Annotated in this window: 12 protein-coding genes, 1 pseudogene and 1 riboswitch; of the genes and pseudogenes, 5 read left to right on the top strand and 8 right to left on the bottom strand. The window is 64.5% G+C overall.

The features are described 5' to 3' along the window. The 4 genes and pseudogenes from AAC126_RS08305 to AAC126_RS08290 form a co-directional block, all read right to left on the bottom strand. A pseudogene (locus tag AAC126_RS08305) lies at nucleotides 1-692 on the bottom strand (glycine dehydrogenase (aminomethyl-transferring)); the annotation flags it as partial. Nucleotides 693-762: 70 nt separating this feature from the next. Next, a complete protein-coding gene (gcvH, locus tag AAC126_RS08300; RefSeq protein WP_339852064.1) occupies nucleotides 763-1,134 on the bottom strand; it encodes a glycine cleavage system protein GcvH in 372 nt (123 codons plus the stop codon). A 25-nt stretch (nucleotides 1,135-1,159) separates the two neighbouring features. Further along, nucleotides 1,160-2,257 (bottom strand): glycine cleavage system aminomethyltransferase GcvT, encoded by a 1,098-nt coding sequence (gcvT, locus tag AAC126_RS08295; RefSeq protein ID WP_339852061.1) that lies wholly within the window; start codon nucleotides 2,255-2,257, stop codon nucleotides 1,160-1,162. Nucleotides 2,258-2,400: 143 nt separating this feature from the next. Next, nucleotides 2,401-2,491, bottom strand: a riboswitch (glycine riboswitch). Between the two features lie 80 nt (nucleotides 2,492-2,571). Next, the gene (locus AAC126_RS08290) at nucleotides 2,572-3,114 is read right to left on the bottom strand and encodes a hypothetical protein (RefSeq protein ID WP_339852058.1); all 543 of its coding nucleotides are present in this window, start codon (nucleotides 3,112-3,114) and stop codon (nucleotides 2,572-2,574) included. A 123-nt stretch (nucleotides 3,115-3,237) separates the two neighbouring features. On the opposite strand from AAC126_RS08290, the gene ispH reads away from it, so the two are divergent. The 4 genes from ispH to AAC126_RS08270 are packed head-to-tail and all read left to right on the top strand — an operon-like array spanning nucleotide 3,238 to nucleotide 6,800. Then, nucleotides 3,238-4,182: a 4-hydroxy-3-methylbut-2-enyl diphosphate reductase gene (ispH, locus tag AAC126_RS08285; protein WP_339852056.1), complete on the top strand. Its 945-nt coding sequence runs from the start codon at nucleotides 3,238-3,240 to the stop codon at nucleotides 4,180-4,182. A gap of 4 nt (nucleotides 4,183-4,186) precedes the next feature. Further along, nucleotides 4,187-5,146: a homoserine kinase gene (locus AAC126_RS08280; protein WP_339852054.1), complete on the top strand. Its 960-nt coding sequence runs from the start codon at nucleotides 4,187-4,189 to the stop codon at nucleotides 5,144-5,146. Then, nucleotides 5,146-5,577 carry a ribonuclease HI gene (gene rnhA, locus AAC126_RS08275; protein ID WP_339852052.1) on the top strand — a complete coding sequence of 144 codons (432 nt, stop codon included), beginning with the start codon at nucleotides 5,146-5,148 and terminating at the stop codon, nucleotides 5,575-5,577. Before AAC126_RS08280 ends, rnhA begins: the two co-directional genes overlap by 1 nt. Continuing rightward, nucleotides 5,574-6,800, top strand: a complete 1,227-nt coding sequence (locus AAC126_RS08270) for an MFS transporter (protein WP_339852049.1) — start codon at nucleotides 5,574-5,576, stop codon at nucleotides 6,798-6,800. Before rnhA ends, AAC126_RS08270 begins: the two co-directional genes overlap by 4 nt. 40 nt (nucleotides 6,801-6,840) lie before the next feature. Here the strand turns inward: AAC126_RS08270 and AAC126_RS08265 are convergent, their stop codons facing one another. From AAC126_RS08265 to AAC126_RS08250, 4 genes are read right to left on the bottom strand one after another with little or no spacing between them, the layout of a single operon-like run. After that, on the bottom strand, nucleotides 6,841-7,620 hold the full coding sequence (locus tag AAC126_RS08265; protein ID WP_339852046.1) for an ABC transporter ATP-binding protein: 780 nt from the start codon (nucleotides 7,618-7,620) through the stop codon (nucleotides 6,841-6,843). Continuing rightward, nucleotides 7,617-8,594: an iron ABC transporter permease gene (locus tag AAC126_RS08260; protein WP_339852044.1), complete on the bottom strand. Its 978-nt coding sequence runs from the start codon at nucleotides 8,592-8,594 to the stop codon at nucleotides 7,617-7,619. Before AAC126_RS08260 ends, AAC126_RS08265 begins: the two co-directional genes overlap by 4 nt. After that, nucleotides 8,591-9,574 (bottom strand): iron ABC transporter permease, encoded by a 984-nt coding sequence (locus AAC126_RS08255; protein WP_339852043.1) that lies wholly within the window; start codon nucleotides 9,572-9,574, stop codon nucleotides 8,591-8,593. The genes AAC126_RS08260 and AAC126_RS08255 overlap by 4 nt, the downstream gene beginning before the upstream one ends. After that, on the bottom strand, nucleotides 9,571-10,707 hold the full coding sequence (locus tag AAC126_RS08250; protein ID WP_339852042.1) for an ABC transporter substrate-binding protein: 1,137 nt from the start codon (nucleotides 10,705-10,707) through the stop codon (nucleotides 9,571-9,573). The genes AAC126_RS08255 and AAC126_RS08250 overlap by 4 nt, the downstream gene beginning before the upstream one ends. Before the next feature lie 275 nt (nucleotides 10,708-10,982). Here AAC126_RS08250 and AAC126_RS08245 point away from each other — a divergent pair, with 275 nt between their 5' ends. Beyond that, complete coding sequence (locus tag AAC126_RS08245) at nucleotides 10,983-13,400, top strand: FAD-dependent oxidoreductase (protein ID WP_339852040.1); 2,418 nt, start codon at nucleotides 10,983-10,985, stop codon at nucleotides 13,398-13,400. The last annotated feature ends 44 nt before the right edge of the window (nucleotides 13,401-13,444 follow it).

The raw sequence follows: 13,444 nt of genomic DNA, 5'->3' as shown, positions 1-13,444 counted from the left end.
GCATAGTCATGCACGGCGCCGTTGGTATCGGGATATTGCAGCAGGACGGCAAAGGCGTCTTCCGGCAGGGTGTCGTTCTCGTCGCCGACCACCACGGTCAACCCGGCCGGTGTGGCCCGGGTCTGCAGCACGTCGATGGTCTGCGGATGACAGTTCCGGGAGACGAAGAAGACAGTGCCCTTGTTCTTCGATGCCTTGTGGCAGAAGGCCATGGCTTCCGCCGCCGCCGTGCCCTCGTCGAGCAGGGAGGCATTGGCGATTTCCAGACCGGTCAGATCGCCGATCATGGTCTGGAAATTGAGCAGCATTTCCAGCCGGCCCTGGCTGATTTCCGGCTGGTACGGCGTATAGGCTGTGTACCAGGCCGGGTTTTCCAGGATGTTGCGCTGGATGACGGCGGGCACGCGGGTGCCGTAATAGCCCATGCCGATCAGGGTGCGGTTCACCGTGTTGGTGTTGGCATATTGGCGGAGCTTCTGCAGCACCGCGCTTTCGGTCTGGGCGGGCGGCAGGTCGAGCGGCTCCGTGACGCGGATCTTTGCCGGAACGGCGGCATCGATCAGGGCGCCGAGGCTCTCGTAGCCGAGAGCCTTCAGCATTGTTGCCTGATCATCCGGGCCGGGGCCGATATGACGGCGAATGAACTCTTCGCTTTCTTCCTGTTCGGCGAAGGCCAGCCTGTTGTCCATCATCTCTTCTGCTCCTTCCGGCCCGCGGGCCGTACGTCATCTCGTCTATGGGGCGCCAGAACGACACCCGGCCTCAGGCTTCCGCGTGCGCCTTGTAGGCGTCGGCGTCCATCAGGGCGTCGAATTCGGCCTTGTCGGAAATCTTGATCTTGTAGAACCAGGCTTCGCCTTCGGGATCGCTGTTCACCAGATCCGGCGTGTCGGCCAGCGCGGCATTGGCCTCGACCACTTCGCCCGTGACCGGTGCGTATAGTTCGCTCGCGGCTTTCACGGATTCGACGACGGCGGTTTCGTCGCCCTGTGCGACGGTTTTGCCGACATCCGGCACTTCCACGAACACGACTTCGCCGAGCTGTTCCTGCGCGAAATCGGTAATCCCCACGGTGCCGATCTCGCCGTCGAGATCAATCCATTCATGGTCTTCGGTGTAGCGGCGTTCGCTCATATCTGATCCCCTCAGGTGCTTTGTTTTAACGTTTGTAGCCGTTCGGGACGAACGGCATCTTGGCGGTTTTGGCGGGCAGGGCTTTGCCCCGAACGACAACATTTACAGCGCTACCGGCGGCGGCATGTTCCGTGGTGACGTAGCCCATGGCCAGCGGTGCCTCGAGGCTCGGCCCGAAGCCGCCGCTGGTGATGCTGCCGATGCTGGTGCCGTCGGGCGCCTGGATTTCGGTGCCTTCGCGGGCGGGTGCCCGTCCGTCCGGCAGGATGCCGACGCGCTTGCGCGGGGCGCCGTTCTTGATTTGACCCAGAATGACATCCGCGCCGGGAAAGCCGCCTTCCTCCCGCCGGCGCTTGCCGATGGACCAGGTAAGCGCGGCCTCGACCGGCGTCGTTGTCTCGTCGATATCGTGGCCGTACAGGCAGAGCCCGGCTTCAAGCCGCAGGGAATCCCGGGCGCCAAGTCCGATGGCCTCCACGTCGTTTTGAGCCAGAAGTTTGCGGGCAAGGGCGTCGGCCTGATTGGCGGGCACGGAAATTTCGTAGCCGTCCTCGCCGGTATAGCCGGAGCGGGTGACGAAGCAGGCAGCCCCGTCCACATCCATCTCGGCGCCGGTCATGAAGCTGAGGGTCGCGGCGGCCGGGGCGAGGGCGGACAGCGCGGCTTCGGCGCCAGGGCCCTGCAACGCGATCAGCGCGCGGTCTTCCAGAACGGTGATTTCGGAGGAGAGGTTGGCCCGCATATGGGCGATATCGGCATCCTTGCAGGCCGCGTTGACGACGACCATCAACCCGTCCTCGATCCGGCAGACCATCAGATCGTCCAGAATACCGCCTGCCTCGTTCGTGAACATGCTGTAGCGCATCTGGCCGACGGCGAGGCCGTCGAGATCGCCCGGCGCCAGTCGTTCCAGGTCGCGCGCCGCATCGGAACCGGTCAGCTTGACCTGGCCCATGTGCGAGACATCGAACAGCCCGGCCTTGGCGCGGGTATGCAGGTGCTCGGCCTTGACCCCGGCGGGGTACTGGACCGGCATGTCATAGCCCGCGAACGGCACCATCTTGGCGCCGAGCTCGACATGCAGTGTGTGCAGGGGAGTCTTGAGAAGGGTGGTTTCGGTCATAGGTCTCTCCGGTCAGCGTAAGGCATCCCGGCGAACTGCCGGAACCTGCCCCCTCTGTCGCTAACCTGAGAGATTCACCCGGCGAACTCTGTGCCGGGCTTTCACCGTGGGTGAGACGGTTTCCCGTCTACTTTCCAGAAGTTCCTCGCCTCAAGGTCCTTTTGCCTGAGAGTTTCCGGGGGCGGTTGCTCCTTCGGCGCCGACCATGTGGCCGGTCTCTCCCTTGAGGGTCGTCGGTAGTGGCGAAACAATAGTCGCCGTAATTGAAAAAGAAAAGGGGCGTTGGCGATCAGGCGCTATCAGCTATGCCGGACCTAGCGCCGCCGCGAGCGGTTATAGGCGAGCTGTTCCTTCGTCAGCTGGAAGCCGATCAGCACCCGGTAGTCGTTCAGGATCTTGCGGTCCGCCGGATAGGGGATCTTCGGCTCGAACTCGTCCTTGATGGCGACGCGGCGCAGGTTGCCCTTGAAGGGCAGCGTGTTGTCGAAGGTCTGTTTGGCGATCACCGCGCCGGTCTCGTCCGAGATGGCGAGGAAGTAGGTCACGGCCGCCTGGTTGCTCTTGTTGGCCGGGCCGCGGGCGGCGATGACCTGGAAGGCGATATCCATGACCAGCTCATCGCTTTCGAAATTGCAGATCGCGCTGAGGCTGGCCAGCTGGGCGTCGAATCGGACATCGGTGAGGTCGCCGACGGCGCCGTCGGTGAACTCCGTCACATGGTCCAGATCGCTGACGAAATTCGTCACCGGGCAGCCCGGCGGCGGGCCCTTGTCGCTGGAGCAGGCGGCCACGAGCGCCAGCAGCACAAGCGGCAGCAGGACGCGGGTCGGAAAGCGGAAACGCGATTGAGAAAACATGGCTCAGCTCTGCTAGGGTTCAGTCGGCGCACACACTACCCGCTCGGGGACGGACCCGCAAATGGGCATGGCGTGCTTCTGTCTTCTATGGACAAGTTTTTACCGAAGGACTACATCGCGGGCATGAACAAAGCCGATCTCACCATTCTGCTGGCCACACCGCGCGGTTTTTGCGCCGGGGTGGACCGGGCCATCCAGATTGTCGAGCGCAGCCTCGAGAAGTACGGCGCGCCGGTCTATGTCCGGCACGAGATCGTGCATAACCGCTATGTGGTCGAGGGCCTGGAAAAGAAGGGCGCGATCTTCGTCGAGGAACTGGACCAGGTGCCGCTCGACGCGCCGGTGGTGTTCAGCGCGCACGGCGTGCCGAAATCTGTTCCGGCCGAGGCCGCGCGGCGCAACATGGTCTATCTCGACGCCACCTGCCCCTTGGTCAGCAAGGTGCATCTGGAAGCCGAACGGCACATGAAGCAGGGCCGCCACCTGATCCTGATCGGCCATGCCGGGCACCCCGAAGTGATTGGCACCATGGGGCAGGTTCCGGACGGTATCATCACTCTGGTGGAAACCCGCGAGGATGCGGAGACGGTCAGCTTCGAGGGCGATCCGGACCTCGCCTTCATCACCCAGACCACGCTGTCGGTGGACGACACGGCGGAGATCGTCTCGGTGCTGCAAAGCCGCTTTCCGAAGATGGTCGGGCCGGCGAAGGAAGATATCTGCTACGCCACGACGAACCGTCAGGAAGCAGTCAAAGCCATTTCGGAGCGCTGTGACGGCATGGTCGTCATCGGCGCGCCCAATTCCTCGAATTCCAAGCGTCTGGTGGAGGTCGCCAAGGGGCGCGGCTGCGACAGGGCGCTGCTGATCCAGCGTGCCGCCGATATCGACTGGGACTGGATGGCCGATGTCTCCGTGCTCGGCATCACCGCCGGAGCGTCCGCTCCGGAAGTGCTGGTTGACGAGGTGATCGAGGCCTGCCGGGCGCATCGCGCCGTTACCATCGAAGAGGTGACGGTCGCCCGCGAGGACGTCCATTTCAAATTGCCCCGCGAGTTGGCGAGTTAAGTCCTTGGCCGTTTACACGTCTATTTCCGACGAGGACCTCGCGTCCTTTCTCGCCGCGTACGATATCGGCGATCCGGTCTCCTTCTCCGGCATTGCCGAAGGGGTCGAGAATTCGAACTTCATGGTCCGGACCACGACCGGCACCTACATCCTGACGCTTTACGAGAAGCGGGTGAATCCGGACGATTTGCCGTTTTTCCTGAACCTGATGAACCATCTCGCGGACAAGGGCCTGTCCTGCCCGCAACCGGTCAGAACGCGCTCCGGAGAGATGCTCAGCCGCCTGAACGGCCGTCCGGCGGCAGTGGTGACCTTCCTGGAAGGCATCTGGCACCGCAAGGCAATGCCGGTCCATTGCCGGGCGCTGGGCACGGAGCTGGCCCGGATGCACGAGATGGGCAAGGATTTCGGCATGGTCCGGGAGAACAGCCTTTCGGTGAATTCCTGGCGGCCGCTTCTGGAATCCTGCGGTGCGGCGGCGGACGGCGTGAAACCCGGGCTCTATGCCTTTCTTGAAGCCGAGATCGATTATCTGGAAAAGAACTGGCCGGCGGACCTGCCGCGCGGCGTGATCCATGCGGATCTGTTCCAGGACAATGTCTTCTTTCTCGGGGACGAGTTGTCCGGCTTCATCGATTTCTATTTCGCCTGCACCGATATGCTGGCCTACGACCTTGCCATCTGCCTGAACGCCTGGTGCTTCGAGACGGACGGCAGCTTCAACATCACCAAGGCGCGGCAGATGATCACGGCCTATCAGGCGGCCCGCAGCCTCTCCGGCGCCGAGCTTGCCGCTCTGCCGGTGCTTGCGCGCGGCTCCGCCACCCGTTTCCTGCTGACCCGCCTTTATGACTGGCTGAACCATCCGGAAGGCGCGTTCGTGAAACCGAAGGATCCCATGGAATATCACCGCAAGCTGAGTTTTCATCAGAGCGTCACCTCCAGTGCGGGATATGGCATCTGATGGCTGGCAAACGGGTCGAGATCTATACGGACGGCGCCTGCAGCGGTAACCCCGGCCCCGGCGGCTGGGGCGCGATCCTGCGCTATGGCGACACCGAGAAAGAACTTTCGGGCGGCGAGAAAGAGACCACCAACAACCGCATGGAAATGATGGCGGCGATCACGTCGCTGGAATCCCTGACCCGGCCGATGCATGTCGATATCTATACGGACAGCACCTATGTCCGCGACGGCATCACCAAGTGGATACACGGCTGGAAAAAGCGGGGCTGGCGCACCGCCGACAAGAAGCCGGTGAAGAACATGGAGCTGTGGCAGCGGCTTGAGGCCGCCGTCGAGCGGCACGAGATCGAATGGCACTGGGTCAAGGGCCATGCCGGCCATCCCGAGAACGAGCGGGCGGACGAGCTGGCGCGCCTGGCCGTACCGTGAGCGCTTCCATCGGGGCTGCTGGCGCCGGGGCACCGGTTTCGGAGACCCGCTGGGACATTGTCTTGCTCGCCGTCGGCGCGGGCATTGTTGCCGCCCTGCAGGTCGGTAAGGTCCCGCCCGCGCTGCCGGATATCCGGGCCGGGCTCGGCCTTTCGCTGGTCGCCGGGGGCTGGCTGGCCTCCCTGCTGCATCTTTTCGCCGCTTTATTCGCCATTCTCATCAGCATGGCGACGGACCGGCTTGGGCCCGCCCGCATGGCGGTTGCGGCGATGCTTGTGATCGCCGCCGGCTCTGTGCTCGGCGCGGTCTCCGGCTCCGCGCTCGCCCTGTTCGCCGGACGGGCGCTGGAAAGCCTCGGGTTCGTTGCCACCTCGATTGCCGCGCCGACCCTGATCGTCGCCGCCGCCCGGCCGACCCATCGCTCTCTGGCGCTCGGCATCTGGTCCGCCTATTTCCCCATTGGCGCCGCCATCGCGATGGTTGCCGCGCCGGTGTTGATGGCCGCTGCCGGATGGCGCGGGCTCTGGCTGGCGGATGCGGGTATCTGCGTTGTCTTCGCCGTTATTCTGGCCGTACTCACGGCGCCGTCCCGCTGGTCCGGCTCTCCACGGCCCAGTCGGGAGCGCGGTTTCAGGGACGTGTTGGGCACATTGCGTCTGCCTGGCCCTTACCTTTTTGCAACGGCCTTCTTCCTCTATGCCTGCGCGATTTTCGCGCTGATGACCTGGATGCCGACCTTTCTGATCGAGCGGATGGGCTATTCCCTCGAAGGCGCGGCCCTGATCGGGGCTGCTGTGGTGCTGGTCAATATCGTGGGTAATCTCGGCGCCGCCTGGCTGATGCACCGCCACGTGCCGCGCTGGTTCATTGTCGCGATCAGTTTTATCGGGATCATCGGCACGGCCTGGTTCGTCTTTGCCGGGGATGCGCCCGATGCGTTCCGGGTGCCGGCGGCCATCGCCATGTCCTGCATCGCCGGCGTGCTTCCCGCCGCATGTCTGGCCGGTGCCCCCGCGCATGCACGCACAACATCGGAGGTGGCGACCTGCAGCGGCGTTGTCGTGCATGGCTCCAACCTCGGAAACCTGCTGGCAGCCCCGATCTTCGCCACGGTGGTGACCTATTTCGGCGGCTGGTCGAACGGGCACCTGCCGATGATCGGTCTTGGTTTGGCCGGGCTGGTGCTGGTGTTCTGGATCAAGCTGGTGGATAGAGGCCACTAGCTGCTGGCTTTTGCTTTCGGTCTTCAGCAGGCATGAAGGATCAGCGCGGTACCACCATCGGTGTGCCGGTGACGGGATCGGGTGTGATCATTGCATCGAGCCCGAAAGCACGGTGCAGGTTTTCCTCGCTCAGAACAGCGTCCGGCGTGCCGGTGGCGACCAGTCCTTCGGGGCCGAGCAGGACCAGATGATCCGAATAGCGGGCCGCGAGATTGAGGTCGTGCAGCACGGTGATGACCGTGGTGCCGTCCCGCCGGTTCCGTTCCTGCAACAGCGCGAGCACTTCAAGCTGGTGGCGCAGATCCAGCCATGTCGTCGGCTCGTCCAGCAGCAGGTAGGGCGTGTCCTGTGCCAGCACGAGCGCGATCCAGGCCCGCTGCCGCTGCCCGCCGGACAGTGTGTTCAGCGGACGGTCCATCTGGTCTTCCAGACCGACATGGCGCAGGGCCGCGGTGCATTTTTCCAGATCCTGCGCGCTCCAGGCCGCGAGCAGCCCGCGCCACGGTGTCCGGCCGCGCTTGATCAGCTCCATGACGGTGATGCCGTCCGGTGCGTTCGGCGCTTGCGGCAGGATCGCCAGACGCCGGGCTAGCGCCCGTGTGTCGAGGCTGAACACATCCTCTCCGCCAAGGGTGACGGTTCCTCGCGACGGGCGGAGCAGGCGGGCAAGGGCGCGGAGCAGGGTGGATTTTCCGCAGCCGTTCGGGCCCAGAATGGAGGTCACCTGCCTGTCCGGGAAGGCAAGAGACAGATCCGCGATCACGGCTTTGTCGCCATAGCCGAGGGTCAGGTCTTCGGTTTTCAGAACGGTGTGCGTCACAGGTCCCCCGTCTCCATTTCCCGTAGCAGAAGCCATATCAGATAGGGCGCGCCCAAGATGCCGGTCATCACGCCGACGGGTAGTTGCAGGCCGGGTATGGCGGCTCTTGAAGCCAGATCTGCCAGCACCGTGATGATGGCGCCCGCGGCGGCTGCTGAGGCCAGTTTGCCCGCCGGATGCCGTGCGCCCGTCAGTCTCGCTCCAAGAGGGGCGGCCATCAGGGCGATGAAGGGTAGCGGTCCGGCAACGGCGACGCCGGTTGCGGCGAGCAGCACGCCTGTGACCGCCAGCAGCCCGCGTGACAGGGAAATCCGTGTACCCAGACCGGCGGCGAGATCGTCCCCCAATTCCAGCAGGGCGAGGGAGCGGGTCTGCAGGGCGAGGGCAAGTGTCAGGGCCGCGCCGAGGCCGAAGACTTGCAGCACATGGCCCCAGTTCCGGGCGGCGAGCGATCCGGTCAGCCAGCGTTGCGCCTCGGTCGCTTCTTGGTGCGGCAGACGGGTCATGATGAAGCTGCTGGCGGCGGCGGCGAAGAAGCCGACCCCGAGACCGACAAGGATCAGCGTCAGGGCCGCATGCGTCCCGCTCCGGCCGGACGCGAGGAAGATAACGGCACCGGCGGCAGCAAGGCCGCCGATGGCGGAGAACAGCGGGATGGGCAGGGCGATCCCGGCGGACACGCCCCAGATCGCCGCCAACCCGGCGCCGGAGGTGAAGCCCATGACATCGGGCGAGGCCAGCGGGTTGCGCAGCAGGATCTGGAAAATCGCACCGGACATGCCAAGCACCGCACCCGCGCCAAGCGCCGTGCCGACGCCGGGGCCGCGCAACACCCGGAGGAACAGCGCACCGGGCCCGGAGCCGTGCCAGAGCCCGTCCCAGAGCGCGGCGGGGCCGATCATGACCTGACCTATGGAAAGGCCGAGCAGCACCGCGAGCAGCAGCAGAGCGATGATGAGGAATGCGCCCTTCATGTCAGCGCCCCCGGCCTGAGACGCCGGGCGATCCAGATGAAGACCGGCGCGCCGATCAGGGCCGTCATGATGCCGACGCGGATTTCAGCCGGGGCAACCAGCAGGCGCCCGGCAGTGTCCGCCAGCAGCAGGATCGTGGCGCCGAAGAGGGCGGAGACCAGCAGCTCGAGGCGTAGATTGTGCCCGCTGATGCGCCGGGCGAGCGGCGGCACCATCAGGCCGAGGAAGGCAATAGGACCAGCGATCGATACGGCGGCGCCCGTCAGCATGGTCAGGACAGCCAGCGCGCCGAGTTGAATACGCCCCGGCTTTGTGCCGAGACCCTTGGCAAGCCCGGTACCGAGGGCGAGGGCTTCCAGCCTCGGCGCCAGCAGCAGGGCACATCCGGCACCGAGCGCGGCGATGGCGCTCATCTCCAGCAGTGGCCGGACATTGGCCTGGGCGAGCGATCCGGCGGCCCAGAAACGGAAGACTTCCAGTGCTTCGGTCCGGGTCAGCACGATGGCGGAGACCAGCGACATCAGCAGCGCATTGAGGGCGATCCCGGCAAGGGTCAACCGGACCGGTCCAGCCTCTCCGCGCAATCCGCCGCCGATGGCGAAGACGGCGAGCGATGCCAGGGCGGCGCCGGGAAAAGACAGCGCGGCGATGAACCCGCCATCCGCCCGGCCGAACAGGAAAGCGCCCAGCACGATAGTGAAGGCGGCGCCCGCATTGACCCCCATCAGGCCGGGGTCCGCCAGCGGATTGCGGGTGAGCGACTGCATGATGGATCCGGCCATTCCAAGGCTCGCCCCCGCCGCCAGTCCGGCGATCAGGCGCGGCAGGCGGATATCATGGATCACGATATGCAGCGGGTTCATCGGGTCGAACGCCACGAGGGCATGCCAGATCTCCGGCACGGAGACGGCACGCACACCGGCAGCGAGAGTCGCGATGGCGGCGAGGATCAGCAGCAGGACGGGCAGGGCAAATCTCACCGGGTCAGCCCGGCCTTGACGCTTGAGGGAACGGGCGTGTCCGCATTGCCGTCGAGGGCCAGGGCGATATCCTCCTCAAGCGCTTTCAGGGCAAAGGGCAGGGACAGCACGCTGCCGAAAGACAGGGCGCCGGCAATGAGCGGCCCGGCGAAGACCTCGCGCCCCTGCCAATGGGCGTTGAGGGTCTTGCGCATGGGCAGGGCGACGATGTCCGGCACCGTGTCGAAAGAGGAGACCCAGATCAGCAGATCGGCATCAAGCGGGGACAGGTCTTCCGGCGAGAGCCGGGCGAAGAACGAGTCCGGTGCCGACAGGCTGGCGATTGCCCCGGGCGGGACCAGCCCCAGCTCCTTCAGGAATGTTGCCCTGGTATCGGTGCCGACAAAAGCGCCGGTCTCTCCGCTAGTGTGATAGGCGCAAACGCCGGTCTTTCCTTCCCAGTCCGGATGGGCTTTCCGGGCGCTGGTAAAAGCGCCTCTGGTCCCGGCGATAAGCTGCTCCGCCTTGTCTGCCATGCCGGTTGCCCGGCCGAGAAGGCGCGTCACCACATCCCACGGTGTCCCGTATGCGTCATTGCCTTCCGGATGCATCAGCACCGGCGCTATTTGCGAGAGCAGGTCGTATTCCGCCCGGGAGATGCCGGAGCCGATGCCGACGATCAGGTCGGGCGCGAGCGAGGCGACGATTTCCACCGAGACTTCGCCGGAAAGTACTGTCGGTTTGCTGTCGCCAAGATACGGGGTTGCCCAGGGCCAGACGGCGTGGGGCAGGTTCCCGTACCATTCGCGAATCCCGACAGGAACGATGCCGAGCGCCAGGAGCGGGTCTTGCGTGGTGTATCCGAGGGAGACGACCCTTCTGGCCGGTTTCGGCAGAACGGTCTCGCCGAATGCATGCTTGAATCGGAGATCCTGTTCCGAGGCGAAAGCGGATGGCGAGAAGATGGCCGGGGCAAGGACGGATGAAGCGGCAATGCCGGAGGCAAATATGCCCAGTCCCGCCAGAACCTGCCGGCGGTGCGGGTGCCGGGATCTGCCCGGAATGCTCTGCCTGACCTCCGGGATGCTTTGCTTGGCGCCCCGGATGCTTCGCCTGACCAATGCATCCTGAATTTCCGGTCCGGGTTTTGACACCTCTGTCTCCTCAGTCACGCTACGTGGTCCGGTTTCTTCGCTGCCGACGAACACCAGACCGTAATGATAGTCAATAGCATTTAGGGGGTAGGGGATGTCGACCGGAGTCTATCGGGCCGATGATCCTTGTTATGCGCCATGCTCCGGTTTGCTCCGATTCCGACGCCGGGCCATGGGCCCGTGTCGCCGGATGGCTCGCGTCGTCCTGCCGGATCTGCTGGACTACCCTTTGTTCAAGCCCGCCGGGCGCGCTGGCGGCAAGGGGAGACAAATCGATGAAATCGCATGCGCAAGTCGTTGTTATCGGCGGGGGCGTCGTTGGCTGTAGCGTTCTCTACCACCTGACCAAACTGGGCTGGAAAGACGTGGTTCTGGTGGAGCGCAGCGAGCTGACATCGGGCTCGACCTGGCATGCGGCGGGCGGCATGCACACGCTGAACAGCGACCCGAACGTCACCAAGCTGCAGAAATACACCATCGATCTCTACAAGGAGATCGAGGAGATTTCCGGTCAGGCGACCGGTGTGCATCTGTCCGGCGGGATCATGGCTGCCGGGACTCCTGAACGCCTCGATTATCTGAAGACGATGGTCGCCAAGGGCAAATATATGGGCCTCGATATCGACTTCATCTCGCTGGATGAGGCGCAGCGTCTGCATCCGCTGGTCGATGCCAGCCATTTCACCGGCGCTGTCTATGATCTAAACGAGGGCCATGTCGATCCGTCCGGCGTGACCAACGCCTATGCCATCTCGGCGCGCAAGGGCGGGGCGGAGATCTACCGCCACACCAAGGTCGAGGAACTGGTGGCAGAAAAGGACGGCGGCTGGTCGGTGGTCACTGACAAGGGCACGATCCGCTGCGAAAAGGTGGTGAATGCGGGCGGCCTCTGGGCCCGCGAGATCGGCCGCATGGTCGGGCTTGAGCTGCCCGTGCTGGCGATGGAGCACCATTATCTGATCACCGAGGCGCTGGACGAGATCAAGGCGCTGGATGCCGAGCTGCCGCACCTGATCGATTTCGAGGCCGAGCTCTATACCCGTCAGGAAGGCCAAAGCTTCCTGCTCGGCACCTACGAGAAGGCTTGCGTTCCCTGGTCGCCGCACCAGACGCCATGGGATTTCGGGCACGAGCTGCTGCAGCCGGATCTCGACCGGATCGCACCGTCCCTCGACATTGCCTACCAGCATTTCCCGTTCCTGGCGAATGCGGGGGTGAAATCGATGATCAACGGCCCGTTCACCTTCGCGCCGGACGGAAACCCGCTGGTCGGCCCGGTGCCGGGGCTCCGGAACATGTATCTCGCCTGCGGTGTGATGGCCGGGTTCAGCCAGGGTGGCGGCGTCGGTCTGGCGCTCGCCCAGTGGATGATCGAGGGCGAGCCGGACATGGATATCTATGCCATGGACTGCGCCCGCTTCGGCTCCTACGCGACCAAGGGCTATACCTACGAAAAGGTGAAGGAGAACTATTCCCGCCGCTTCTCCATCACCTTTCCGAACGAGGAACTGCCGGCGGGCCGTCCGCTGCGCAAGACGGCGATCTATGACCGACTGGTGGCGCAGAACGCGGTGTTCGGCGCGTCCTACGGGCTGGAACATGCGCTATGGTTCGCGCCCGAGGGCATGGAGCCGGTGGAGAACGTGACCTTCGGTCGCTCCAACGCCTTCGGTCCTGTGGCCGAGGAATGCAAGGCCGTGCGCACTGGCGTCGGCATGATCGAGATTTCCAGCTTCGCCAAATACGAGGTGACGGGCGAGGGCGCGGAAGCCTGGCTGTCGGAGCTGATGGCGAACAAGATGCCGCGCACCGGCCGCATGGCGCTGACCCCGATGCTCAATCGCCAGGGCAAGATCATCGGCGATTTCACCATCGCCAAGCTGGCGGACGACCGGTTCATGATCTTCGGCTCCGGCATCGCCGAAATGTTCCACCTGCGCTGGTTCTGGGACCACCTGCCGGAAACCGGTGTCTCGATCCAGAGCCGCTGTCAGGAACTGGTCGGCCTCTCCATCGCCGGGCCGAAATCGGCCGATCTGCTGGCGAAACTGACCCATGAGGATGTCTCGACCGAAGCCATGCCGTTCATGTCCTTCCGGGAGATGAATCTCGGCATGCTGCATGCCATGGTCGGCCGGGTTTCCTTCACCGGGGAGCGCGGTTACGAGATCTGGGTGAAGCCGGATTACCTGATCACGCTCTACGACATGCTGGTCTCGGCAGGTGCGGAATTCGGGCTCAGGCATTTCGGTGGCCGGGCGCTCAATTCCCTGCGGCTGGAAAAAGCTTTCGGCGGCTTCCGGGCGGAGTTCACGCCGGATTATTCACCCTTCGAGGCCGGGCTGGACCGCTTCGTCGATATGTCGAAAAACAGCTTCATCGGCCGGGATGCGCTGGCAAAGGAGCAGGAAGGTGGCAGCGGCAAATACAAGCTGATCACGCTGACCATCGATGTTGAGGATATCGACCCGATCGCCGACGAGCCGATCTTCCATGGTGGCAAGGCCATCGGCTGGGTAACCTCCGGCGGTTTCGGTCACACGGTGGGCAAAAGCATCGCGATCGGGTATGTCGCGAAAGAGTTTGCCGGGGAGACGGACGGCTTCGAGGTCGAAATCCTCGGCAAGATCCTGAAGGCGCACCGGATCAGCGCGCCGCTGCATGATCCGAAGGGCGCTCTGATGCGGGGTTGAGCGCCCTGGTTTCGTTCATGACGGGGTTGCTGGGGTGACACTCA

Origin of the sequence: uncultured Nisaea sp. (genome assembly GCF_963974195.1) — a bacterium.
In the GTDB taxonomy this organism is placed as follows: Bacteria; Pseudomonadota; Alphaproteobacteria; order Thalassobaculales; family Thalassobaculaceae; genus Nisaea.
Note: the sequence above shows the minus strand (reverse complement) of the source record. Positions and strands in the feature narration are given on the sequence as shown.

What these genes read in the sequence shown, in the direction of transcription:
- gcvH (WP_339852064.1), bottom strand. Translation starts at nt 1,134, where the DNA reads ATGAGCGAACGCCGCTACACCGAAGACCATGAATGGATTGATCTCGAC.
- gcvT (WP_339852061.1), bottom strand. Translation starts at nt 2,257, where the DNA reads ATGACCGAAACCACCCTTCTCAAGACTCCCCTGCACACACTGCATGTC.
- AAC126_RS08290 (WP_339852058.1), bottom strand. Translation starts at nt 3,114, where the DNA reads ATGTTTTCTCAATCGCGTTTCCGCTTTCCGACCCGCGTCCTGCTGCCG.
- ispH (WP_339852056.1), top strand. Translation starts at nt 3,238, where the DNA reads ATGAACAAAGCCGATCTCACCATTCTGCTGGCCACACCGCGCGGTTTT.
- rnhA (WP_339852052.1), top strand. Translation starts at nt 5,146, where the DNA reads ATGGCTGGCAAACGGGTCGAGATCTATACGGACGGCGCCTGCAGCGGT.
- AAC126_RS08260 (WP_339852044.1), bottom strand. Translation starts at nt 8,594, where the DNA reads ATGAAGGGCGCATTCCTCATCATCGCTCTGCTGCTGCTCGCGGTGCTG.
- AAC126_RS08245 (WP_339852040.1), top strand. Translation starts at nt 10,983, where the DNA reads ATGAAATCGCATGCGCAAGTCGTTGTTATCGGCGGGGGCGTCGTTGGC.